This window comes from Emcibacter sp. SYSU 3D8, from assembly GCF_039655875.1.
Taxonomy (GTDB): domain Bacteria; phylum Pseudomonadota; class Alphaproteobacteria; order SMXS01; family SMXS01; genus RI-34.
This window is the reverse complement of the sequence record NZ_JBBYXK010000003.1, coordinates 331,115-353,983: the sequence shown is the minus strand read 5'-3', so window position 1 is coordinate 353,983 and position 22,869 is coordinate 331,115. Positions and strand designations below refer to the sequence as shown.

Below are 22,869 nucleotides of genomic sequence, written 5' to 3'. Positions count from 1 at the left end.
TGCCGCTCATTCGGATTCGATCTCGGCGCCAAGCCCGGCGAGCTTATCGCGAAAATTGCTGTAGCCGCGAAAGATTTGCCATGGATCCAGGATGCGGGTCTCGCCCTCGGCCACCATGCCGCAAAGCGTCAGGGCGGCGCCGGCGCGGAGGTCGAGCGCGCGAACCTCGGCGCCGATCAGCGCGCCGCCGCGACCCGTGATTCTCAGCATGTCACCATCAATTGCGTATTCGACCCCCATCTTGGCCATCTCCAGCGCATAGCCGTACCGCCCGGGAAACCGAAGATCGACGATGCGGGACTCGCCCTTGGCGCAGGCGCCCCAGGCGGCGAGGATCGGCTGAACGTCAGAATTGATGCCGGGGTGAGGACCGGTACTGATCTCAATGGGATAACAATTGCTGCCACGGATAACCGCCGCGTCCCCACGCGCATAGATCTGGGCACCGGCGGCTTTTAAATGGGCGAGGACAACCTCGAGATCTGCAAACGGCATATCGAGAATCTCGATCTCACCACCGGTCATTGCCGCGGCGGCAAGCCACGTCACCGCCTCCATATTGTCCGGAATGACCTGGTGGACGGCACCAGTGAGGCCCTCCTGGCCGTTGATTTCAATGCGCTCCTGGCCATAGACGTCGATATCGGCGCCCATTTTTCTGAGCAACCCGATCAGGTCGAGGATTTCCGGACGGATATGGGGATTCCAGATGACGGTTCTGCCGCGCGCCAGCGTGCCACACAGGATTGCATTCTCGGTCGCGCCCGTTGACCGGATGGGCAGATGAATATCTGCACCGACCAGACCGTTTTCTGCGGCGGCGACCAGATTGTCCCCCTCTTCCCAGACCCTGGCGCCGAGCGCCTCGAGCAGCATCACGTGAAGGTCATATTTCCGGTCGCCGAGCTTGCAGCCGCCGGGCAGCGGCACGCGACCATGGCCATGGCGCGCCGTCAACGCGCCGAGGATCAACAACGTGTTCCGGATCGAGCGGCCCCTCCAGACGAGGTCGTCAATCCCGCTTTCCGCCGTCGCAATCACGATGTGGTCTCGGGCCTCGGTCCTGACGGACTTGCCGAGCACTTCGAGCATGTCGATATGCACCTGGGCATCCAGCAGATCGGTCGGAAAATTCGTGAGCGTCACCGGCTCGTCTGTCAGCAGGCTGGCCGCGAGCAGCCGCAGCGCCGAGTTTTTGGCGCCGCTGATCCGCACCGTTCCGTACAGCCGCGACCGGCGGACAATGAGGGTCTCCGGCGGCGAAGATCCTCCGGATATCTCGATGGCGGATGCCACGATGCTGTCTGTCATGTGCTCACCTTGACGCGCGCCGGTGCGCCCACGGCTGTGGCGCCCGGCGGGACCGACTGGAAAACGACTGAATTCGCACCGACCACCGCATCGCGGCCGATCTCGATCGCGCCAACGACGACGGCACCGGCGAAGAGGACCGCCCCGCTGCGAACGACCGGGTACTGGCCTGTCCGCGCCTCGCCCAATCGACGAGCGCCCAGGGTTACGTGCTGATAGAGCGTCGCATCCGCTTCGACGACAACGCCGTCGCCGATCACGACGCCTGTCGGGTGCGGGAAGTGCACATTGCGGGCAATCCTGGCCTTCCAGGAGATGTAGCAGCCAAAGCGCCGTGCGATGCGTCGCGACATGAGCATGGCAAAGCGCGGATAGCCGCGGTCCCGCGACGTCTGCATCAGGCCGATATAGCGGCCAAGCCGCGTCGGCGGGTCGGGAAACAGCAGCGATCGGAGCGCACGGCCATTCACGGCGACGGGTCTTGCTGCGCAACCAGCCGCGGCACCGCCACGCACAGCAGCAGATAGTAGCCGGTCATTATCATGGAATATGCGAAGACGAAGCTTGGCGCGTCCAGCTCCTGCCAGTAGACGGCGCCAAACAGCGCGGCGATCAACAGGCACCTGAATACGTTCATCCGCAGGTAGAATTCCTGCCGGTTGATAACGTTCAGCACCTGCATGACCGGCGCGGACAGAATCTGGGTGACCGCCATGGGAACCAGCATCACGAAGAACTGCGCCGCCAGCGCCCAGCGCTCGCCCAGCACCACGGTCAGGTGACCGCCAAGCAGGCCCGCGGCAATCCCCGCAGGAATGGCGAATACCAGGAGTCTTTTCTGGGTCTGGGCAGTAAGCGCCCGCAGCCGCCCGGTGTCGCGCCTGCCGATCGAGGCGATTTCGCCGTAATAGGCTGATCCCACCGCCTGGCCGATGATGCCCGCCGGCAGCGCGATCAGCATGAAGGCCATGGCATAACTTCCCGCCGTCGCCGATGAATAGAAGTGGGCGACGATCAGCAATGGCGCCTGCACACTCAGTTGCAGCAGCACGTGCGAGGGCAGGCGATAGGCGGGAAAGCCGATATAAAGGCGTGCGACCCGCAGCATGCGGCGCGGCGGTGCACGCCGGATGGCGGCAAGGATGCGGCCGCGCTCGCGCGACAGGATCAGCAATCCGCCACTGCCCTGGGCGACAATCTGGCCCAGCACCAGACCGATGGGCCTGAACCCCAGCACCCCGAGACCGATCTTCACGCCCTCGCCCGCAATGGACTGGAAGACCTGCGACTGGGAAATGCGGGCGTAGGCCTTGATCCGGGTTCCCCAGAGCATGGCGAGTTCGTATGTGCCGGCAATGGCGAGGCCGACCGGGATCGCCCAGTAATAGTGCGACGGCACGCCCAGCAGGTTGTCCTGCCCCAGCAGCGCCGCCGCCACCAGCGCAACACCAATCAGCCCACACACGCCCATGATCAGCAGCGCGCACAATTGCATGACCGCCGCCGCGACCTGATCCGAACGCGGCAAGGGCACCGCGACAACGTAGCGAAGCGTGGCAAAAGGCAGCACGACGGCGATGATCGCCATCACCACGGCGGCAAGGCCGTAATCCGCCGGGCTGTAGATGCGCGCCAGCAGCGGCACGGTCAGCAAGCCCACCGCCCTGCCGGCGGCCGTGCCCGAGACCAGCGTCAGGGCGCCGCGGGCGATGCGGTCCGACCTGATTGCCTGAATGATGGCGTTCACGCCCGGCCTTTACCGCGCTGGGCACCGTCTGCGCCGGACTGGAGGCTAACGGCCAACGCCGCTGACCGCCACCAGCCGCTGGCGGCCGCGATCTTCGTCGAGGCGGCGATGCCTGGCCTCCTCGGACACGGTGCGCAGATCCTCGGCGACCATTTCGCTGACCAGGGTCGAGAACGGCGTCGTCGCCTGCCAGCCAAGCTCGCGTTTCGCCTTGGCGGCATCGCCGATGAGGATTTCGACTTCCGTAGGGCGGAAGTATTTCGGGTCGATCTCGACCAGCACGCGTCCGGTCTTCCGGTCGAAACCGGTCTCGCCAACGCCGTCGCCGCGCCACGCGATCCCGATATCGACCTCGGCGAACGCAAGTTCGACGAATTCCCTGACGCTGCGCGTCTCGCCGGTTGCCAGGACGAAGTCGCTGGGTGTCTCGTGCTGGACGATCCGCCACATGCCTTCGACATAGTCGCGGGCGTGGCCCCAGTCGCGCTTGGCGTCCAGATTGCCCAGATACAGCCGCTCCTGCAGCCCGTGGTGGATCGCCGCCACCGCGCGGGTGATCTTCCGGGTGACAAAGGTTTCACCGCGGATCGGGCTTTCGTGGTTGAACAGGATGCCGTTCGAGGCATGCATGCCATAGGCCTCACGGTAGTTCACCGTGATCCAGTAGGCGTAGAGCTTGGCCGCCGCATAGGGCGAGCGCGGATAGAACGGCGTCTTCTCCGACTGCGGAATCTCCTGCACCTTGCCGTAAAGCTCGGACGTCGACGCCTGATAGAACCGGGTGGTTTCCGACAGGCCGAGCAGGCGGATCGCCTCGAGCAGACGCAAGGTGCCGATGGCGTCCGCGTTGGCGGTATATTCGGCAGTTTCGAAACTCACCTGGACGTGGCTCTGGGCCGCCAGGTTGTATATTTCGTCAGGCCGCGTCTCCTGCACGATGCGGATCAGATTGGTCGCATCGGTCATGTCGCCATAGTGCAGATGAAGCCGCGGATCGCCCTCGTGAGGATCCTCATAGAGATGATCGATCCTGCCCGTGTTGAAGGACGATGAGCGCCGCTTGACGCCATGCACCACATATCCCTTGTCGAGCAGGAGTTCGGTGAGGTAGGCGCCATCCTGTCCGGTGACCCCAGTAATCAGTGCTGTTTTCGCCATATCTCCACATCTCTGATGAGTTATCTTGATGTCAGGTGAAATAATAAACTTGTATTACATAGTTTATTACAATTCATTATTGTTTCCACGCTACCGCACTTAAGGGTGAATCACTCCACCCCATCATTTTTATGTTTCGTTCTATTTATACTACTAAAGTTTAACTGTTACGACTCATGGGCAAATACGCCCTGAAAAAATTCCAGTCCCGGTCACCGTGCGGCACCGGCCGGATCGGCCGCTCAGACCGGGTGGCCCAGCAGGTCCAGGTCGGACATGTGGGCGCCTATGGTGATTTCCCGGTTCATCAGCCGAAGCAGGATGCGAACCCGGTTGCCGGCCGGCATGTCGACGATGCTGCCCACGAAGTCGGCGAACGGTCCTGTCCGCAACCTGACATCCTGGCCGACCTGTACGCCGTGCCCCGCAGCGGCGCCGGTCAGCGACATCAGATGCTCGACCAATCCATCCTCGAGAGGCACCGGCCGGGCGCCGTCCGTCAGGATGCGAGAGACGCCCAGCGTGCCGTTCACGCTGCGCCACGGCTGTTCCGCCACATCGATTCCGACAAAGACGTAGCCTGGAAACAGCGGCTCGCTGACGGTGGTGAACTTTCTGGCGTGACGGCGGGTGCGCCGGACGCGCGGGCAATAGGCGCGGAAACCCTGGTTCTCGAGATTCTGCGTGGCCACGGACTCCTTGCGCGGCTGGGTCTGGGCCACGTACCACTCGTTTCCGTCACTTGCCTGCATCGTTCACCCTGTTAGCCGCTATGTTCGCGCCGGTGCGGCTTCATGCCGCCGGTCGCCTGTTCCGCCGCAGCCAGTCCAACTCGGCCTGCAGCCGGTCCTCCTGGGCCAGCGCCAGCTGTGCCAGTGGCAGCAGCCCGCGATCGCGCATGCCCACGAGCAGCGCGCGGCGCTGATTCCGCGAGCCCGTCCGCCACGCGTGGCGCAGCGTCGTCAACGTCGCCGCCCGGGTTTCGCCCGGCAGGTCACCCCACAATGCAAATCCCACGTCCAGCACGCTACAGCGCAGCCGGGGCATGTCGGCGCCGGTCAGCAGCGCCATCGACAGGTGATCGGCGGCGACGGGACGATCGCCCGCCATCGCTGCCAGAATCGACAGGCGCAGCCAGTCATGCGGCGAGGCCGGCGCCTGCTCCAACGCCTTGCGGGTCTGCGCCGTGGCGCGGTCGATGGCAGCCTGCTCGACCGGCCTGTCGCCCTGCGGCATGACCGATGCCGTCGCCAGTTCGCGGCGCCAGTCCAGCGCGCCATAGCGATCTATGGCCCGGCTGCGGGTGGCGATCAGGGTGACGATCTGCTCGCCGTCCAGCGCCGACCGGTGCCGGAGATCGCGGGCGGTCGTGTCGCCGGGAAGCGCCGCCAGAGCACCGGCGGCAATCGGGCCCGCCAGGAACAGCAGGCAGCATCCCACTGCCAGGCCGCCGGCCGCGGCCACGACGCGTCCGCGCCGGCTCCGGTCGGATTCAGTCCTGATAATATTCACCGTATTTCCCGTAATAGGGGCTGTAGCTGTCGTAGCCATAGATCAGCGCGCCGCGGGCGCCGACCTGCGACAGCACCGCACCGGCGAATTGTGCGCCGGCCTCGTTGAGCTGGCGGATCGCCGCGGTCACGATGCTGCGCGGCGTGCGGTTCCAGTGGGTGATCATCACCACCCGGTCGCCAGCGGCGGCCAGCAGCCGCGCCTCGCTCACGATGCTGGACGGCGGTGTGTCGATGATCACGTAATCGTAGAGCGTTCGCGCATGCGCCAGGAAGTCGAGCATGGACCGGGAACCCAGAAGGTCTTGCGGGCTTCGCACCGCGCCGCCGCCGACGATCACGTCAAGACCGCTGGGCGCGTGCCGCTGCGCCACCTCGGCGATCGGCTTGTGCTCGAGCAGCAGGGTCACCAGACCCGGCTCAGGCAACAGGCCCAGCCGCTCGTGGGTCCGGCCGCGCCGCAGGTCGCTGTCGACCAGCAAGACCTTGTGGCCCGACTTGGCGAGCATCACCGCCATGCAGGAAGACACCGCGGTCTTGCCCTCGCCGGGGACGGCCGAGACCATCAGGATGACCTTGGGATCGTCGTCGACACCGGACAGCTTGATGCCGGTGTGCAGGTTTCGCAGCGCCTCGGCGAACGTCGAGTTCGGCTTTTCCAGCACGGTACGGATCAGGTCGCCGTCCTTGACGACCGGGATCGAGCTGAGCGCGTGCAGGCCGGTCAACTCCTCGAGCTGGTCGAGTCGGCGGAAGCCGCGGTCGAGGATGCGGTCGACGAACACGGCCGCGCCCACGCCACCACCCAGCGACAGCAGGCCGAAGATCAGGAGATATTGCTTGATCGGCGGGAAGCTGGGCCGCAGCGGCGGCTCGGCGCGCGAGATGATATCGGCGTCGGCCTGCTGCAGGTCCTCGGCCGCCGAGGTTTCCTGGAAGCGCTTGAGGAAGGTGTCGAACAACGTCCGCTTTGCGGCGGCTTCGCGCTCGAGCATCCGTAATTGTGCGGCATCGTTGCTGTTCGCGCCGGCCTGCCCCTGCAGCGACGACAGGCTGCCGACCAGCGTGCTGTAACGGGTCTGCGCCACCGCCGCCTCGTTGCGCAGGTTGGCCATGATCTTTTCGACTTCGGTCTTGATCTGGACCTGCGTGTCGGCGATCTGCGCCTTGAGCGACACCATCTTGGGATGGCGCTCGCCGAATTCCTGCGACTGATCCGCCATCTGCCGCTGAAGCTCGGATTCCTGCGCACGAAGCCGCGCGATGGCCTCGGAATCGAGGATCTTGGCCACCGCCTCGGTGCCGCCGCTCTTGTACAATTGCTCGATCCGGGAGAGACGCGCATTGGCGGTCGCGGCATCGGTCTTGGCCATGATCATCTGGGCGTTGACCTCGGATGCCTGCTGCGACAACAGCGTGCTGTCGCTGCCGCTGGACATGATGCCCGACTTCGCCCGGAACTGCTCGAGCGCACGCTCGGCGGCCTCGACCTCGGTGCGCAGGGTGCCGAGACGATCGTTCAGCCAGGCACTGGCGCGCTCGGCGGCGCTGAACTTGGCCTCGAACTGGCTCACCAGATATTCGTCGGCGATCGCATTGGCGATCTTCGCCGACGTCGCAGGATCGGGCGAATCGACGCGGACCTCGACGATCGACGACATGACCTGATTGGTCGCCTTCGTCATCTCGATGACGCGGCTTACCGCGCGGCTGCGCAGGCGCGCCTGCTTCTCCGCCTCGGTCAGCCCCTGCCCGGCCTCCTCACCGGAGCCGAACAATCCGTTCCATGCACCGCGCACGTAAAACAGAGGATTGATGAACCGCCAGGCGGACCGGTTCGCATCCGGCGCAAGCTCGGGGTTGAAGTAGGGATTTTCCAGCAGCTTCAGCTTGTCGACCACCCGGCCCATCAGCTGGCGCGACGTGATGACGCCGATCTCCGTCACCACCAGGCCCTGGCCCTGCCCCTGGGACTGGAGCACGGCCTCCATGTCGACGATGTTCGCCCTCGGCGCGCCGACGCGGAGCGTCGCAACCGCCTCGTAGCGCGGAACTAGCTGGAAGATATAGATCAGCGAGATGGTGAACAGGATGGCGGCCACCGCCAGCACCACCGTCTTGCGGCGCCACAGCGAGGCAAAAACGCCGAAAATGTCTAGGCCGCGATCCCGTCCAGTCGGCTGCTGCGGCTCGAAGGCCCAGTCTCGTGCGGGCGCGTAGGGCGTGCGTTGATCCATGGTGCGTGCAATCCGCTTGTTGGGTTGCCGGTCAGTCCGGAAGACCGGCCCGCGCCCTGAAAGCGCGCGGGCCTTGCTGCGAAATCAGAAAAACCGTTCTGGAACGTGAACGATGTCGCCGGGCAACACCTGGGTCTGGGGATCGGCGGGCACCTTCTGCTGGCCACCCCGCTCGATGAATATCTTTCCCTGGCTGGCACGCACGGTGTAGCCGCCCGACAGGGCGACCGCGTTCACCACCTTCATGCCCGAGACATACGGGTAGCTGCCCGGCTTGTTGACTTCGCCCAGGATGTAGAACGGCCGGTAGTTGAGCACGTCGACGTTTACCGAGGCGTTCTTGAGGAAATCGGGCTCAAGCGCGTCCTTGATGCCTGACTCGACTTCCTGCGGCGTCATGCCCCCGGCCTTGATGTCGCCCACCAGCGGCAAGGCGATCACACCGTCGCCGCTGACGGTGAACTGGCCGGACAGGTCGGCGTGGTTGAACACGGTCACCCGCACCTCGTCACCAGCGCCAAGCCTGTAGCCTGACGGATCATTGGCCAGTGCCGCCGTGGCAGAAACAAACAGCATCGCGATGGCTGCGAGCATTCTCACCAAGTCATGCCCCCATATCTGCATTTTAACCTCCGAAGCAAAGGAGATGGGCCCAGGTCGATCCCCCCGACACTTCGATACGCGCTCAATAACGTGCCTTCAGACTGACGCTCACCCGGTTCTGGTTGAAGTCCTCGACGAACGCGAAGTTGGAGTCGCGGCCCTGGTAGCTGTAGGCCACATCCGCGGCCAGGTGACGGTTGAGCCGCCACTCGATCCGGCCGCCCACGCCATAGCGGAAATCATTGCGGGCGATGCCGCGATAATCGTCCTGGCCGATTTCGCCAAACACACTGAGGATCAGGTTCTCGCGAACCTTGTGGTCGACGGACAGGCGGCCCCTGTCCGCAAAGTAGCCTGCCGAGTTGACGAACTGGCTGTCCTCGATCGTCCGCTGCCCCTTCAGACCGACGGTCGTGCGCGGGGTGACGTTCCAGTCCAGGCTGGCGCCGAAGGCCGGCCCCTTGAGCTTGCTCAGCGACGGATCGTCGGGGTTCTGCTGCATGTAGCCGCCATAGATGGAACCCTGGATCAGGTTGGTCAGTTCGAACGTCAGACCGGCATTGATCTCGAAGCCTTCGGAATCACGGTCGATTCCCAGATCGTCGACGAGATCGTCGAAATCGCGCCAGTTGTACGAGAACTCGGTATAGACGCTGTATCCCGGGGAGAACTCGAACGCGGCCTTGGCATTGGCGACGTAGATGTCGCGGTCGCGATCATCGTTGTTGATGAAGCCGCCGCCGACAGCCTCGACGTCGCTGAAGTCGAGCCGTCGAAAGCTGCCGCCACCCGACAACATGAGCCGGCCGAGCGACTGGTTGACTTGAACCTTGGCATTGGTGGCATCGTATTCGGTCGGATGCAGGCCCTCGACCTCTTCCGGGTCACCACGCTGCTGATGGTCCCGTCCGTGGCTGGCCTCGAACATCAGGTTCGTGGCCCGGCTGACGTCGAGACGGAACCGGCCCTGGAACAGGTAGTCCTGGTAATCCTCGTCGGTGAAATCCTCATACAGACCGAACTCGCCCATGGCATAGAGCTGCAGTTCGTGCCGGGACCAGTCGGTCTGCACCTGCAATTCGGGCCGGACGACCAGAATCTCGTCCGACCGCTTGCCCGTCTCTTCGGCATAGATGTTGTCGTTGTAGATGCCCTGGACGGACACCGACGGGAAGAAGTAGATCGGTCCTGCCCTGAACCCGATGGGATCGTAGGGTCCCGGCGTTGTCAGCACCGTATTGCCGTGCTGATTGTTCGCAAGCTGTGCCCAGGCAGGCTGGGCTGCAGTGGATGCCGCGGCACATGCCGAGACAGCCACCAAACACTTCCGTGTCCGACGCAACATTCTTTCTTCAGGCGAAAACTCCGCCTGCTCCCTTAAGTTCGATACGGTGGGTGATTGATCAGATCACGGCGAAACGGGCGACGTGTTGTCCTGCGTGTTGGACAACGTGTTCACGTCACCGCCGATGATTCCCTGATTGAATGACGCGATTGCCACGCCATACCCACCGGCAACATCCTTCTGGGAGCACGCCGAGACGGCGGTACTCACAGCGGCTTGCTGCTCGGGATCCGATATGCCCTGAAGAATCTGTTGCTCAATGGTGTCGCCCTGACCGAAAAACTGCACCGAAATGCAGGCGATCTCGTCAGAGTAGCCGGGATTTTGCACTGCAAGAGCGTAAATCCCCGGATCGATGTTTCCACCCACAGAGCCCTGGATCAGAGCACTCAGTTGTTGCGCAAGTGGAGGCGGCAGCGCGTTGTCGTCAGCGTGCGCCGCACCCACCGTCAAGATAGCCCCAAAGCCCATAACATAGATTAGCCTCGTAAAGGATGTCGCCATAACGAGCCTCACAGTTTTTAGGTGCCCAATAATGCCTATGGTTGTATCACGCTTCTCGCAATGCGGGAAGCCCTCAAAGATTTAATCTGGATCAGGAAGATTTTTTCTATTTTTATTTAAATGACTTAGAAGATTTATGAGAACTTGATGCTTGAGAAAATCCGAGGCCGAGAACCAGTGAGAACGCTGCGGCGATCGCCGGTATCTGCAGGGGGAAATCAACCATAGAGTGTATTATCGCCGCAGCCGCCACGCCCGCGGCCAGCGCCGGGAAATGCTGGTCCCGCCGTCTCGCGCCCGCACCGCGCCAGCAGGCGGCGCCGATCCAGAGAATCGCGCCGAACAGAAGCAGGGCCGCCGGGATACCCAGTTCCACGATCGTCTCCAGCACCGTGCTATGGGCGAATTCGACCACGCCGGTGGTGTCATTCCGGTCGTACATCCGATAGAGCGCCGGGAAGCTGCCCAAGCCATAACCCAGGAGCGGCGAGGCCTCGATGGCGCTTGTTGCGTTGCGGTAGATTTCCAGGCGCTGGACCGATTCCGATTCGACCTTGCCGACGCGGTCGGCGAACCGGGCGACGGTGGGCGCGAACAGCAAGCCCGCCACGGCGACCAGCAGGATCGCGGCGCCGGCGGTCCGGCTGATCCGCGGCCGGCTGCGCCGGATCAGCGCTGCCCACAGCACGATCAGTCCGGCCAGCAGCGCCACTGCGCCGCCGCGCGACTGGCTGAACGCCACGGCTGCCGCGTATATGACAGCGGCGACCAGCAGCGGCCATTGGCGGGAGACAACCGCCTCGATGAACCGGCGAAGTTTTTCGCGTGGCGCCGTATCGGGGCGCCAGAGCCCGCGGCTTCGCCCGACGATCAGCCCGATCGCACAGATCAGGCCCATGCCTGCAAAGCTGGACAGGTGGTTCGGATTGACGAACGGGATGGCAAGGCGCGAGCCATAACGTAGCTGCGTCACCAGGAACCCCTCGTCGAACCACAGTAGTTTCGTCAGGCCCGCCAGCCCCAACAGCAGGCCCAGCCCAGCGGCGAAGGCGCCGGCGACGGTGAAGATGCCCAGCGCGCGCTCGGCCAGTTTCGGGTCACTGCCATACTGGGCCGCCAGCCAGAATATGGCGGCATAGCTCAGCAGCCTGATCAGCGCGAACCATCCGGCCTCGACGTCGATCGCAACACGTCCGCGTATCGGCTCGCCCAGCGCGTCACCGGCCATGGCCCATATGGGATGGTGCCAGGCATCCGGCGTCAGCGGGCTCAGTTGGAGAAGGATCCAGGCCACGGCAAGTGCAAACGCGGCAATCGGCCATGCCAGCCGGCCAACATGCGCCGGTGTGGCCCGGTCCAGCACGGCCGCCGCCGCCCAGCCGAGCATCGCCAGCCCGGCAGCAAGGGCAAGCAGGCTCCAGGCGCCGATCTGCACCGCGCCGAATGGGAGCGGCGACAGCGCCACGGCGGCGAGCAGGAGGTAGAATGGCAGTCGATGAAGGCTCAAGGCGAATCCACTCGCGGACCAGGCGGCAGATCCGGCCGGCCTATTTCGGGTTGCCTCCTAACAGTCCAAGGAATGATGGCAATTGTTAGGCACCCGCGCCAGCAGGGAGGCCCCCTTCGCCCGTCACATCACACTGGACATCCCCGGCGGCGCAGACCAAGTGTAGGCCATGCTTCGCCGCCTGTTCCGATCCAGGACCCACGCCACGCCGCAGCCCGCCGGGGCCGCGCGAATATATGCGATCGGCGATATCCACGGCCGCCTCGACCTGCTGCGCACACTCTGTGCGCGGATCGAGCAGGATGCCGCGGACCATGCGGGCCCCTGCACTCTGGTCTTCCTCGGCGATTATGTGGACCGCGGCCCGGACAGCGCCGGCGTGATCGAGTTCCTGCTGAGCGGTATCGACAGCCGCTTCGACACGGTCTTCCTCAAGGGCAATCACGAGGATTTGTGGAAGCGCTTCCTCGACGAACCCGAAATCGGGCCGGCATGGTTCGATACGGGCGGCGTCATGACCGTGGTCAGCTACGGCATCCGTGAAGGCCTGGCCGGGCAGTCGGCGGATTTCCCGGCCATCGCGGCACGTCTTCGCGCGGTCATGCCGCCGGCGCATCAGGCGTTCCTCGACGGGCTGGCGCTCAGCCATCGGTCGGGCGGCTATCTGTTCGCTCATGCCGGCATCAGGCCGCGGGTGTCCATCGACCGCCAGGACCCGCAGGACCTGATGTGGATCAGGCGCGAATTTCTGAACGCCGAGGAATTCGACGGCCTGTGCGTGGTTCACGGCCACTCCCAGGTCACCGAGGCCATCAACCTGCCGCACCGCATCGCGGTGGATACCGGGGCCTATCACTCGGGCCGTTTGACCTGTGTGGTGCTCGACGGCGAGGATCGCCGGTTCGTCTCGACGGGCGGCTAGAACCGGCCTCTAGCCCGAGCGGGCGACGATATCGGTCAGCACTTCCTCCCAGCGATCCACGTGACTCTCCCATGCAAAACGCTTGCTGGCCACCAGATGGGCGCGCGCACCCGCCGCGTCGACCGGCGCCGGATCGGTCACCAGCCGCTGCACGCCGGCGACAAACGCCTCGTCCGAGCCGGCCAGCCAGCCGGTCTCGCCATTGTCGACGATTTCGTTGCTGGCGGTATGCAGACCCTGGATTCGGCTATCGAGCGCCAGCACCGGAAGGCCATGCTTCATGGCGTCGATCAGCGTCAGCCCCATATGCTCGAGCCGCGACGGAAACAGCAGCACGTCGCAGCGGCGGTAGAACGGCGACAGGTCGTCCTGCGCGCCGTGAAAATGGATCGGCAGGATGCGGCCGTCATCGGCGGCCTGGGTTTCGTAGATCGTCCGGTCATCGCCGTCGCCCACGATGTGCAACTCCCATTTCGCCCAGGGAGGCAGCGCCAGCACGGCCCGGATCGCCAAATCGAGGCGCTTGGTCGTGTGCAATCCCTCGGCCGTCACCAGCAGCCGGAGCGGGCCCAACGGGTCGCGCTGGCGCGGCGCGGCCTCGGTCCAGGTTGCCGGCGTGATCAGGGTGAAGCGGGCCATGTCATCGAGAGAGAGCTGCTCCATGATCGCCTCCATGCTGGTGCGGCAGAGCCTGACCGTGATGTCGGCACGCCCCACGGCCCAGCTCTGGAGGCGGCGGGCGGCCCCCATGGACAGACGGTGATGCAGCTTGGGCTCGGTGAAGCGCTCGATTTCCTCGGGATAGGTGAACGGATGCGGGAAGTAGACCCAGGGCCTGCGCCGGAACCTGGCGGCATGGCCGCGCATGAACAGGTGCTCCGACGCGACGGTGATATCAGGCGCCGGACACGACAGGTTCCGGATCGCCCGCCGGCCACGCGCCAGCGACAGCGGCAGCTCGAACTTTCGCAACAGCAGCCCTTGAGCCGGCGCCGGCAAGGGCAGCGGATAGACCGTGACCGGGCCATCCCGTCCCTGATCCGTCCGGGCAATGACGCTGATGCGGTGACCGCGCGCCGCGAGCGCGTCGATCAGCCTGCCATCATAGGCGTCTTCGCCTGTTGCTGAATCCAGGCGGCCGGTCAGAAAACGAATGTGCATGCTGACGGCTATAGCCCAAGGCCGCGGGCTTTGCCAGCGGCCGGCTTGCGTCGCTACTCGGCCAGATAGGCGTCCAGCGTCTTGTGTATGCGCCGAATGCGGATTTCCTGGTAGTTGCCCAGGGTCTGGCCCCGCTTGCGCGACGCCTTGAAGCCCTTCTGCTGCATGTCCAGATTCATGGTGTCCTGGTCATAGACCGCGCCCAGCAACGGGTTGAGCCCCGCTGCCTCGGTATAGGATTGCTTGACGTCCAGTCTGATCGGCGCGGGCGCCTCGGGCAATGCCTGGCCGTCGGCCAGCGGCCGTAGAAGCATCAGGTCGAAAATCGCGCTGTCCACATCCATGCCGTTGGGCCGGAAGCGGTAGAGCATGGGCAACGACACGCCCGGGAAGAAAAACATGTTCGGGAACAGGTGGTATTCGATCGAATCGAGCATCTCGCTGTCGCTGTAGGCGCTGAGGTCGATGCTGAACTCGGCGCCCATGGTCTCGCGCAGGAACTGGGCGGCCACGGCGCGCGCGGTCTCGCCCTCCTTCAAGGTCACATCGCGCGGCGCAAAGCGCATCTTGCCGATGATCTCCTGCTCGGTCTGCTCGACCGGGTAATGGGGACTCTGGATGCCGACCGTATGTACGAAGCGCGTCACCTTGTCGCTGAACGTGTCGTACTGGCAATTGGCGTCGCTGGTGATGGGCATGGACTGCGGATGGGTTTCGAGGACGTGATAGGCCTCGAGGAACGCTTCCTGCGACGCCTTCCAGTTGGCCGGCAGAATCTTCTGGATATGGACGGCCACGTAGCGCCTCGACAGGTCCCAGCGGCCCGACAGGTGCTCCGCCAGGGGGCCGAGATAGTCCGCCAGCGGCCCGGCGTTCTCGTCCATGTTGATCCAGATGAACCCGCCCCAGCGCGCCACCTTCACCTCGGGCAGGCGGTAGTCCTCGTCGGTAACCTTGGGAAAATCCCAGCGGCAGGGAATTTCCTTCAGGCTGCCGTCCAGGTTCCACGTCCAGCCGTGGAACGGGCAGCGAAACTGCATGACGCTGCCGACACTGTCCGATGGGCGCAGCTGGGTGCCCCGGTGCAGACAGGAATTGACGAACGCCTTCACCTCGCCAGGGGCGACGCGCGCGACCAGGATCGAATATGGCCCCACATCGTGGACATAATGGTCGCCCACTTCGGGAATATGCTCTTCCCTGCAGGCCCATTGCCAGGTGCGGTTCCACATCCGGTCGATCTCGGCATGGAAGAACGCCTCGGAGGTATAGCGCTCATACGGCATGTCGTCGTCACCGAGGAACGTATAATCCTCGGCGATCAGCGCCGCCGGCACCTGCCAGCCATCGCGCAGGATCAGGTCCCTGGTGCTGGGCCCGGGGCAACGCGCCTCGCCGGGTTTCAAAGCCTGAGGGTTCTGGATATTCATGGTTGCATCCCCTGTAGTATCCCACCGCCAGGCGGGGGCACGCTGGTGCGGCGCGAGCCTAGCCGACGCTGCCCGGTCGCGAACCTCTCAAATCTCATAGGTGCGGGCCGGTTCAGGAGCGGCCGGGCCGTTCCGCCACCTTCGCAGCCAAAAACAATAAGACAAACGTGATTGCTTTTGCAAAAATGCACGGATCAAAATATTATATTTATCTACAGTAGGTTAGATCATTTTTAGCGGTATCCCGCCCATATTGAAAATGCCGATCAACCTGTCAAAAATAGCATCTCTTATGGACGGATTGTTGATTGGGGCATAGCATGTGATCGATAACGCATGGGGAGGATGGCGTTCATGGTCACGGGGGATCTGACGAACATTCAACAACATGGACCCAAAGTCGCGCTTCGCGACACTGATACAGGGTCCGAATCCGGACGGACGGCCGAACTCGATTCGCGGCAACGGCGCAAACTGGCATTGCAGCATGCGAAGGAGAATTGCGATCCGGAACACTGGCAGACGACAAAGAGCGAATTCACGCGGGACAGTATCCTGCGGGCGATCGTGGATTGCCTGGCCGAGTTCGGCTATTCGAACCTGACGCTCGGTCAGGTCGCCCGCAAGGCGGGCCTGTCCAAAGGCGCCATGCAGCATCACTTCGAGTCGAAATCGGCCGCCATCGAAGCCGCGCTGCAATTCATCTTCCAGCAGCAACTCGAACTCCAGCAGAGCTACGCGCGTGGCCCCACCGAGCCTACGGATGATCAGCTCCACGGCCGGCGCATCGATGCGTTGTGGGGCTTCGTGCAGGATCCCTCCTATGTGGCGTTCCTGGAGATCGCCATGGCCGGGCGCACCGATCCCCATCTGGGCGCGCTGGTCAACGACCAATATTGGCGATTCCGCCAGCGAGCCCGCGAGAACGCCAAGACGGCGATGCCGGAATGGCAGCTGGACCAGGAGAAATTCCGGGTTGGCGGCGCGCTGGTCAATTACGTGCTGGAAGGCATGGCCCTGCGGCAAACCCTTGGCCTGTCGGAGGCGGACACCGACGCCGCGCTGCGCGCCCATCTGAAGAAGATGGTCGCCGCGCTGTTCGACAGTCAGAACGGCGACAAATAGCGCGGCACCGGACAGTCAGACGCCACTGGGACGCCAGGGCCGCCGCCCTCGAGACCTCGGGCCATGTTCCGTTCGACCTTTTGTGCAGTCAGGCGCCGCAGCCTGCCCCCGATGACCGGGCAGGCACCGCAGTGGCTGGCGCACATGGCGGCAGGCGATGGGTATCAGTCCACTGTCCGCAACCCCAGATACGTCCCCTTCGCCCAAATCAAGCCGCCATCGCCAGCTATTATGCGAAGGACCTTGCTCAGTTCGCTGAATACCAATGTTGAGCACGCCGAATACCAAATCATCGCATGGTCCAGATCACCTGATTTAGCTGGACTCCGTGAAATCGACACGAAACTATATATCTGCTTTTCGAGAATGTTTGAGGGGGAAGCAGATCGCGGCTTCTTGCGATCACGAAATCGCCAACATGAAAGGGAGCGATATGCGAACCAAGATATCACTACTGACCGTGGGCCTTTGCCTTGCTGCCGCACCCGCGCTGGCAGGCGACCTGACGCCGCAGAACGCTAGCGGTCCCATGATGCTTTCCGACACGCAAATGGACAGCGTTGTGGGTGGCCAAGTGATCGCCAGGTACCTCGTCACCGGAAAAGTCATTGGCACGGATACCAACGGGAACCCGATCTACAAAACGATCGACAAGCCGACACAGGGCGGGAAGATGTATGCTGGAGAGGGCCCGAACAATGAAGGCGTCACGTCCGTTCAGGATGTTGACGTTGGCGTCACTCTGCCTGTCCCTCTTCCGCCAGGCTTGCTTACCGTTGATGCGACCCTGGTCGGCAAGGGCCACGGTGCGAGGTTCGTTACGGTTAACCTGAACCTTCCGTGATCTCCGGAGACCTGGCCTGGCTCAATGCAGACGCACCCGTGCGTTTGCAGCTTCGGCCTTGAAGGCGGTATTGGCGCGCGTCGATGCCGCCTTCTCTTTTTGAACTGCGTCTGTGGTGCATGATTTCCTGAAAAGGCTTGCAGGCATAGTCCTCGTTGCCGCTTTTGCCATCGCCGGGACGATCCCGTCCGCTGCGGCGACAGGAACCCGGTCGCTCAAGGAAATGCGCGAGGCCGGCGTGGTGATCCAGAAATGGGACACCAGCTGCGGCGCCGCTGCCATCGCCACGGTTCTGACCTATCATTTCAACGATCCTGTTTCCGAGCAGGAAGTGGCGGGGGGTCTGCTGCGCCAGACCGAGCCGCTGAAGGTCCGTCATCGCGGCGGATTCTCCATGCTCGACATGAAACGCTACGTCGAAGAGCGCGGATACCGGGCCATTGGGTTCAAAGGCATGACGATCGAGGACATCCGGCATTTCGACGGCCCCATCGTTCCCATAAAGGTGCATGGCTACAACCACTACGTGGTTTTCGCTGGCCTGACACCAAAGGGCCGGGTCAGGCTGGCCGATCCCGCCTATGGAAATCGTACCTTGAGCCGGGACAAATTCGAGGAGGCATGGATGGGCGGGATGGCTTTCGTCATGCGGAGGGGTGATCCGTGACAGGGTGTTATCGCATCGTGCTTCTGCTGCTGACCTGCGCGTGCCTTTGCGCGGCGGGCCCGGCTGCCGCCGAGACGCTTGAACAGGTAAAGGCCGAGCTGGCGGCGCAGAAACAGATCAACGGATTGTTGAAACAGCGGATAGAGACCCTCGAGGCCGAGCTTGGCGGCCGCAAGATTCCACCACCGGCGGCGTCCGCCGATGCACCCAGATTCGAAGCGGACGACCCCGAACAGGACAGGGCGCTGGAAAGAACCCTGGTGCGCCGTGGCACCGCCGTCCTGCCGCCTGGAATCATCGAGGTGGCACCCAGTCTCGTCTGGAGCCGGGCCGGCGGCGGATTCATGGCCCCCGCCCAGAACATTTATGGCCTGGGCCTTGATGCCCGGGCCGGTCTCAAGGGCGGCTGGATGGTGGGAGCCAGTGTTCCGCTACTGCACCGTGAGGCGCCCGCCGGCGGGAACAACACCGGCCTGGGAGACGTGTCGTTCACGGTCTGGAAGTCGCTCTTGAGCCAGACCGAAAACCGTCCCTCGGTGGTGGCGAGCGTCCGCTATACGGCGCCGACGGGCGCAGATTTCGGGTCCACGCCCGTGCCCCTGGGCAACGGCTTTCACGTGCTGACCGGCCAGTTATCCGTTACCAGGAGCATCGCGCCGATCGCTTTCTATGGCACTGCCAGCTATTCCGACTTCATCGGGGAGACGATCCGGGGCATCGACCTGGACCGCAGCGGGATCTTCGGCCTCAATGTTGGCGTCAGCCTGGCGGTAACGCCTGACATCTCGTTGAACACCGGGTTCAATTTTTCATTTGAAGGCCGGGCTGCCGTTGGCGGCACCAAACTTCCCGGCACCCGGGAAACCCAAGGAGCGGTTGAACTGGGAGTCGGCGTCGTGCTGAGCCGGAACGTCTTCCTAACTGTCAGCGGAGCGTTCGGCGTGACGCCGGACAGTCCCGACGTGACAATCGGCATGTCTCTGCCCATGCGCTTCTAGGGCACCGGCTGTCCAAGGGGCACGGGCGTGCACCTTGCCCAGGACCGTCATGGCCTGCGTTCCCGGAAATCTGCCGTCACTTGAGTTCAACGACCGGTGAAACCGGAACATCACCTGAAACGTGAGCATTAATGTGCAACCGGAAGGAGACGCAATGCTGCTCGAGAAAATCAAGACGCCCGGACTCTCGCACCTTTCCTACCTGGTCGGGTCCGGGGGCAAGGCGATGGTGGTCGACCCCCGGCGCGACTGCGAAATATACGTCGAAAAGGCACGTGCCGAGGGCCTTGAGATCACCTACATAGTCGAAACCCACCGCAACGAGGATCTGGTCTCGGGCGCTCCGGTGCTTGCGCGCATGACCGGGGCGCAGGTGCTGCACGGCCCCAATGCCGATGGCGATGTCGTTTATGCGGACACCGCCAGGGACGGTGACCGCTTCCAGATCGGGCAACTCATCGTCGAAGTGCTCGAGACGCCCGGCCACACCTACGACCATCTCGCCTTCGTGCTTCATGACAAGGACTATCCCGATGGCCCCGTGGGTGTGTTCACGGGAGATGCACTGTTTGTGGGCGACGTGGGAAGGGCCGACTTCTACCCGGATCGCAAAGAAGAAGTCGCGGGCCTCCTGTTCGACTCGCTGCAAAAGATTCTTCGCCTGGGCGATCAGACGATCCTGTATCCGGCGCACGGAGCGGGCTCCGTCTGCGGCTCCGGCATGGCGGAGCGGGAATTTTCCACGCTGGGCCACGAGCGCCGCAACAACCCCCGCCTGCGGATCACGGACCGGGATGAGTTCATTCGCCTCAAGGTGAACGAGAACCACTATCAGCCGCCCTACTTCCGGCTGATGGGGCGCTTGAACCTGGAAGGGGGCAAGCAAGCACCGCGAGTGATGAGACCGCGCAGCCTTTCGCTTGATGAACTCAAGGCGGCGGGCGCCGACCATCTGGTCGATATTCGCGATCCGATGGCGTACGCCTCGGGCCATCTGCCGGGAAGCATGAGCCTCCCCGTGGACATGATTTCCGCCTTCGCCGGCTGGTTTATCCGGGAAAATGACACGGTCGTCCTCATTGCGTCCGATGCGAGCCAGCTTTGCGCGGCCATGGAGCACCTCAGCCGGATCGCGCTGGACAAGGTGATCGGCGGCTATGTCGGGGTGGTAGGCGCGGCGGCGAAGGGCGAGAAAATGGACGCTGTTCCCATGATCGGGACGCCCGAAGTGGCCCGGCGGTTACGCGAGGACAGGAACACCTGGACGTTGCTCGATGTACGGGACGCCGACGAGCGGGCCTCGGACGCGATTGCCGGGTCGGAGCATATCTATGTCGGCACACTCAACGAGCGCTACCGCGACCTCGACAAGAGCATGTCCTATACGCTGATGTGCGCCAGCGGGATGCGCGCGACGGTCGCGGCAGGCTGGCTTGCCAGCCAGGGTTTCGCCAATCTCGATATCTATCTTGGCTCGATGGGCGCCTGGAAGGCCGCACAAGGCTGAATTTCCATTTCAAGGACGCTGCCTCTGCCAGGCGGACGGCATGAAAAAGGGCGCGTAGGCCGCGCCCTTTTCCGTCGTCCGTGTACCGGCCGCTAGGCGCGGTTGGAATATTGCTTCAGCTCGAGCTTGGCGATGGTGCGGTTGTGCACCTCGTCCGGGCCATCGACAATGCGCAGGGTCCGCGCATTGGCATAGGCCGACGCCAGACCGAAATCGGTGGTAACGCCGGCGCCGCCATGGGCCTGGATGGCCATGTCGACCACCTTGCAGGCCATGCGGGCGCAGGCCACCTTGATCTGGGCAATGTCGGAACGGGCCGTCTTGTTGCCCTCCATGTCCATTTTCCAGGCGGCGTGATAGACCAGCCAGCGGCACATGTTGATCTCGGTGCGGGCATCGGCGATCCGGTCCTGCCACAGCGACTGGTCGGACAGCTTCTTGCCGAACGGCGTGCGCGAGACCAGGCGCTTGCAGGTCTTCTCCAGCGCCCGCTCGGCGACGCCGATGGCGCGCATGCAGTGATGGATGCGGCCCGGGCCGAGGCGGCCCTGGGCGATCTCGAAGCCGCGGCCTTCGCCCAGCAGCATGTTGGACACCGGCACCCGGACGTTCTCGAGCAGCACCTGGCCATGGCCCTTGGGCGCGTGATCGAAGCCGAACACCGGCAGGTGACGCTCGATGGTGATGCCGGGCGTGCCGGCGGGCACCAGGATCATGGATTGCTGCAGATGGGTGGCCGCTTCCGGGTCGGACTTGCCCATGAGGATGTAGACCTTGCAGCGCGGGTCCATGACGCCCGAGCTCCACCATTTGCGGCCGTTGATGACATATTCGTCGCCGTCACGCTCGATGCGGGTCGAGATGTTGGTGGCGTCCGACGAGGCCACGTCCGGCTCGGTCATCAGGAACGCCGAGCGAATCTCGCCGTTGAGCAGCGGCTTCAGGTACTTTTCCTTATGCTCGGCATTGCCGTAGCGCTCGAGCACTTCCATGTTGCCGGTGTCGGGCGCCAGCGAGTTGAATACTTCCGACGACCAGCCGACCCGGCCCATGATCTCGCAGAGCGGCGCGTAATCCAGGTTGCTCAACCCCTCGATCGTGTCGCTGTGCGGCAGGAACAGGTTCCAGAGGCCCGCTTCCTTGGCCTTGTCCTTCAGGTCCTCGATGATCTGGGGAATCTGCCAGCGGTTCGCGCCGAATGCGGCCATCTGCGCGTCATAGGTCGCCTCGTTCGGATAGATGTGCTCGTCGAAAAAGGCGAGCAGGCGCTGCTGCAGCTCTTTCGCCTTGGGGCTGAGTTGGAAATCCATCGGTGTCTCCCTTCAAACTGGCTCTTTCGCGGCCGTATTCATCGGCCGTTTGGCCGGGGGAAACAAGGATAAGTTACGTGTGCAGGCGAGCGGTCACTGCAGCAGCGAGCCGAGGATGCCGGCCTGCGCCGCCAGTGCCGCCGCCTGGGTGCGGTTATGCACGTTGAGCTTCTTCATGGCGTTTTCCAGGTGGAAGCGCACCGTGGGCACGGACCGGTTGATGATGGTGGCGATCTCGCCGTCGGTCTTGCCCAGCGCCACCCAGGACAGGCACTCGACCTCGCGCGCGGACAGGCCGGTGTCGCCCGTGCCGGCGGTGACGGTGGGCGCGTCCATGTCCTGCTGGGCGACGATGTCGAGGAACAGGATCGCGGCGAGCCGGAGCTGGGTGGAATAGTCCTCCAGCACCTGCTCGAATGGCCGCGCCTCGGTCCGCGCCACCCAGCTCATCGAGGCGACGCGCCCCAGCGGCAGATGCACCGGAATGGTGAGGCCGCCGGCGATCTGCCGCTCGGGCGTCAGGTGCCAGTGCTTGCCGCGGGTATCGGATGTCAGCGGCGACATGGTGACGATGTCCTTCGAGCGCCACACGAACGGCCGGGTGGAATAGCGGCATACATTGGCGATGGGGCTGATCAGGTTCAGCCGGTTGCGCTCCCAGTCCTCGCGGAAATCGGCGCCCCAGCCGAACAGCTCCGCATAGGTGCGCCCGTCGGGCGCGCGGGTCAGCATCGGGTCGGAATAATCGGCGATGCAGGAGGGATAGGGCAGGCCGATCACCGCGCCGATGTCCTTGGCGATCTCCACGGCCTGTTCGGTATCGCGGGTCCGCTCCAGCGTACGCAACAACGAAGCCAGTGGATCGGACTCGCCGGCCGCCATGTCTGTCTCCCCTTTGAAGTCAACGCGCTGGGCCTGATGATAGCGAAGCGCCTGCCGTGCGTCACGAACCACGACCGGTCACCGGATGGCTTTGATTGCA

21 protein-coding genes are annotated in these 22,869 nt (G+C 63.8%); 6 read left to right on the top strand and 15 right to left on the bottom strand.

All coding sequences use genetic code 11. The annotated features are described in order from the left end of the window. Positions 1-6: 6 nt before the first annotated feature. The 11 genes from WJU21_RS12700 to WJU21_RS12650 form a co-directional block, all read right to left on the bottom strand. Entirely contained in the window at positions 7-1,311 is a 1,305-nt protein-coding gene (locus WJU21_RS12700) for a UDP-N-acetylglucosamine 1-carboxyvinyltransferase (RefSeq protein ID WP_346323810.1), read from the bottom strand. Continuing rightward, a complete protein-coding gene (locus WJU21_RS12695; RefSeq protein WP_346323809.1) occupies positions 1,308-1,781 on the bottom strand; it encodes a hypothetical protein in 474 nt (157 codons plus the stop codon). The genes WJU21_RS12700 and WJU21_RS12695 overlap by 4 nt, the downstream gene beginning before the upstream one ends. Next, positions 1,778-3,058 (bottom strand): oligosaccharide flippase family protein, encoded by a 1,281-nt coding sequence (locus WJU21_RS12690; RefSeq protein WP_346323808.1) that lies wholly within the window; start codon positions 3,056-3,058, stop codon positions 1,778-1,780. The genes WJU21_RS12695 and WJU21_RS12690 overlap by 4 nt, the downstream gene beginning before the upstream one ends. A gap of 45 nt (positions 3,059-3,103) precedes the next feature. Then, positions 3,104-4,216: a GDP-mannose 4,6-dehydratase gene (gene gmd / locus WJU21_RS12685; RefSeq protein WP_346323807.1), complete on the bottom strand. Its 1,113-nt coding sequence runs from the start codon at positions 4,214-4,216 to the stop codon at positions 3,104-3,106. Positions 4,217-4,458: 242 nt separating this feature from the next. After that, complete coding sequence (locus WJU21_RS12680) at positions 4,459-4,968, bottom strand: transcriptional activator RfaH (protein ID WP_346323806.1); 510 nt, start codon at positions 4,966-4,968, stop codon at positions 4,459-4,461. A gap of 40 nt (positions 4,969-5,008) precedes the next feature. Next, the gene (locus WJU21_RS12675; protein ID WP_346323805.1) at positions 5,009-5,728 is read right to left on the bottom strand and encodes a hypothetical protein; all 720 of its coding nucleotides are present in this window, start codon (positions 5,726-5,728) and stop codon (positions 5,009-5,011) included. Next, a complete protein-coding gene (locus WJU21_RS12670) occupies positions 5,709-7,964 on the bottom strand; it encodes a polysaccharide biosynthesis tyrosine autokinase (RefSeq protein WP_346323804.1) in 2,256 nt (751 codons plus the stop codon). The genes WJU21_RS12675 and WJU21_RS12670 overlap by 20 nt, the downstream gene beginning before the upstream one ends. Before the next feature lie 84 nt (positions 7,965-8,048). Further along, positions 8,049-8,558: a polysaccharide biosynthesis/export family protein gene (locus tag WJU21_RS12665; RefSeq protein ID WP_346324063.1), complete on the bottom strand. Its 510-nt coding sequence runs from the start codon at positions 8,556-8,558 to the stop codon at positions 8,049-8,051. Positions 8,559-8,649: 91 nt separating this feature from the next. Further along, positions 8,650-9,885, bottom strand: coding sequence for an outer membrane beta-barrel protein (locus WJU21_RS12660; protein ID WP_346323803.1), 1,236 nt, complete (start codon positions 9,883-9,885; stop codon positions 8,650-8,652). A gap of 90 nt (positions 9,886-9,975) precedes the next feature. Next, the gene (locus WJU21_RS12655) at positions 9,976-10,416 is read right to left on the bottom strand and encodes a hypothetical protein (RefSeq protein ID WP_346323802.1); all 441 of its coding nucleotides are present in this window, start codon (positions 10,414-10,416) and stop codon (positions 9,976-9,978) included. A gap of 112 nt (positions 10,417-10,528) precedes the next feature. Further along, a complete protein-coding gene (locus WJU21_RS12650) occupies positions 10,529-11,923 on the bottom strand; it encodes an O-antigen ligase family protein (protein ID WP_346323801.1) in 1,395 nt (464 codons plus the stop codon). A gap of 169 nt (positions 11,924-12,092) precedes the next feature. Between WJU21_RS12650 and WJU21_RS12645 the strand changes: the two genes are divergently transcribed. Continuing rightward, positions 12,093-12,845, top strand: coding sequence for a metallophosphoesterase family protein (locus WJU21_RS12645; protein ID WP_346323800.1), 753 nt, complete (start codon positions 12,093-12,095; stop codon positions 12,843-12,845). 9 nt (positions 12,846-12,854) lie between these two features. Here the strand turns inward: WJU21_RS12645 and WJU21_RS12640 are convergent, their stop codons facing one another. Both WJU21_RS12640 and WJU21_RS12635 read right to left on the bottom strand, forming a co-directional pair. Then, positions 12,855-14,006, bottom strand: coding sequence for a glycosyltransferase family 4 protein (locus WJU21_RS12640; RefSeq protein ID WP_346323799.1), 1,152 nt, complete (start codon positions 14,004-14,006; stop codon positions 12,855-12,857). A gap of 53 nt (positions 14,007-14,059) precedes the next feature. Next, entirely contained in the window at positions 14,060-15,436 is a 1,377-nt protein-coding gene (locus WJU21_RS12635) for an aromatic ring-hydroxylating dioxygenase subunit alpha (RefSeq protein WP_346323798.1), read from the bottom strand. Positions 15,437-15,916: 480 nt separating this feature from the next. Between WJU21_RS12635 and WJU21_RS12630 the strand changes: the two genes are divergently transcribed. The 5 genes from WJU21_RS12630 to WJU21_RS12610 all read left to right on the top strand — a co-directional run bounded on the left by WJU21_RS12630 (position 15,917) and on the right by WJU21_RS12610 (position 20,577). Then, positions 15,917-16,561 (top strand): TetR/AcrR family transcriptional regulator, encoded by a 645-nt coding sequence (locus tag WJU21_RS12630; RefSeq protein WP_346323797.1) that lies wholly within the window; start codon positions 15,917-15,919, stop codon positions 16,559-16,561. 433 nt (positions 16,562-16,994) lie between these two features. Continuing rightward, the gene (locus WJU21_RS12625) at positions 16,995-17,405 is read left to right on the top strand and encodes a hypothetical protein (RefSeq protein ID WP_346323796.1); all 411 of its coding nucleotides are present in this window, start codon (positions 16,995-16,997) and stop codon (positions 17,403-17,405) included. A gap of 115 nt (positions 17,406-17,520) precedes the next feature. Continuing rightward, positions 17,521-18,072 (top strand): C39 family peptidase, encoded by a 552-nt coding sequence (locus WJU21_RS12620; RefSeq protein ID WP_346323795.1) that lies wholly within the window; start codon positions 17,521-17,523, stop codon positions 18,070-18,072. Then, on the top strand, positions 18,069-19,070 hold the full coding sequence (locus tag WJU21_RS12615; protein ID WP_346323794.1) for a transporter: 1,002 nt from the start codon (positions 18,069-18,071) through the stop codon (positions 19,068-19,070). The genes WJU21_RS12620 and WJU21_RS12615 overlap by 4 nt, the downstream gene beginning before the upstream one ends. A gap of 154 nt (positions 19,071-19,224) precedes the next feature. After that, positions 19,225-20,577 (top strand): MBL fold metallo-hydrolase, encoded by a 1,353-nt coding sequence (locus tag WJU21_RS12610; protein ID WP_346323793.1) that lies wholly within the window; start codon positions 19,225-19,227, stop codon positions 20,575-20,577. Between the two features lie 92 nt (positions 20,578-20,669). On the opposite strand, the gene WJU21_RS12605 is transcribed toward WJU21_RS12610, so the two are convergent. Both WJU21_RS12605 and WJU21_RS12600 read right to left on the bottom strand, forming a co-directional pair. Further along, positions 20,670-21,887, bottom strand: a complete 1,218-nt coding sequence (locus WJU21_RS12605) for an acyl-CoA dehydrogenase family protein (protein ID WP_346323792.1) — start codon at positions 21,885-21,887, stop codon at positions 20,670-20,672. Between the two features lie 93 nt (positions 21,888-21,980). Further along, on the bottom strand, positions 21,981-22,769 hold the full coding sequence (locus WJU21_RS12600) for a LuxR C-terminal-related transcriptional regulator (RefSeq protein ID WP_346323791.1): 789 nt from the start codon (positions 22,767-22,769) through the stop codon (positions 21,981-21,983). Positions 22,770-22,869: the final 100 nt, after the last annotated feature.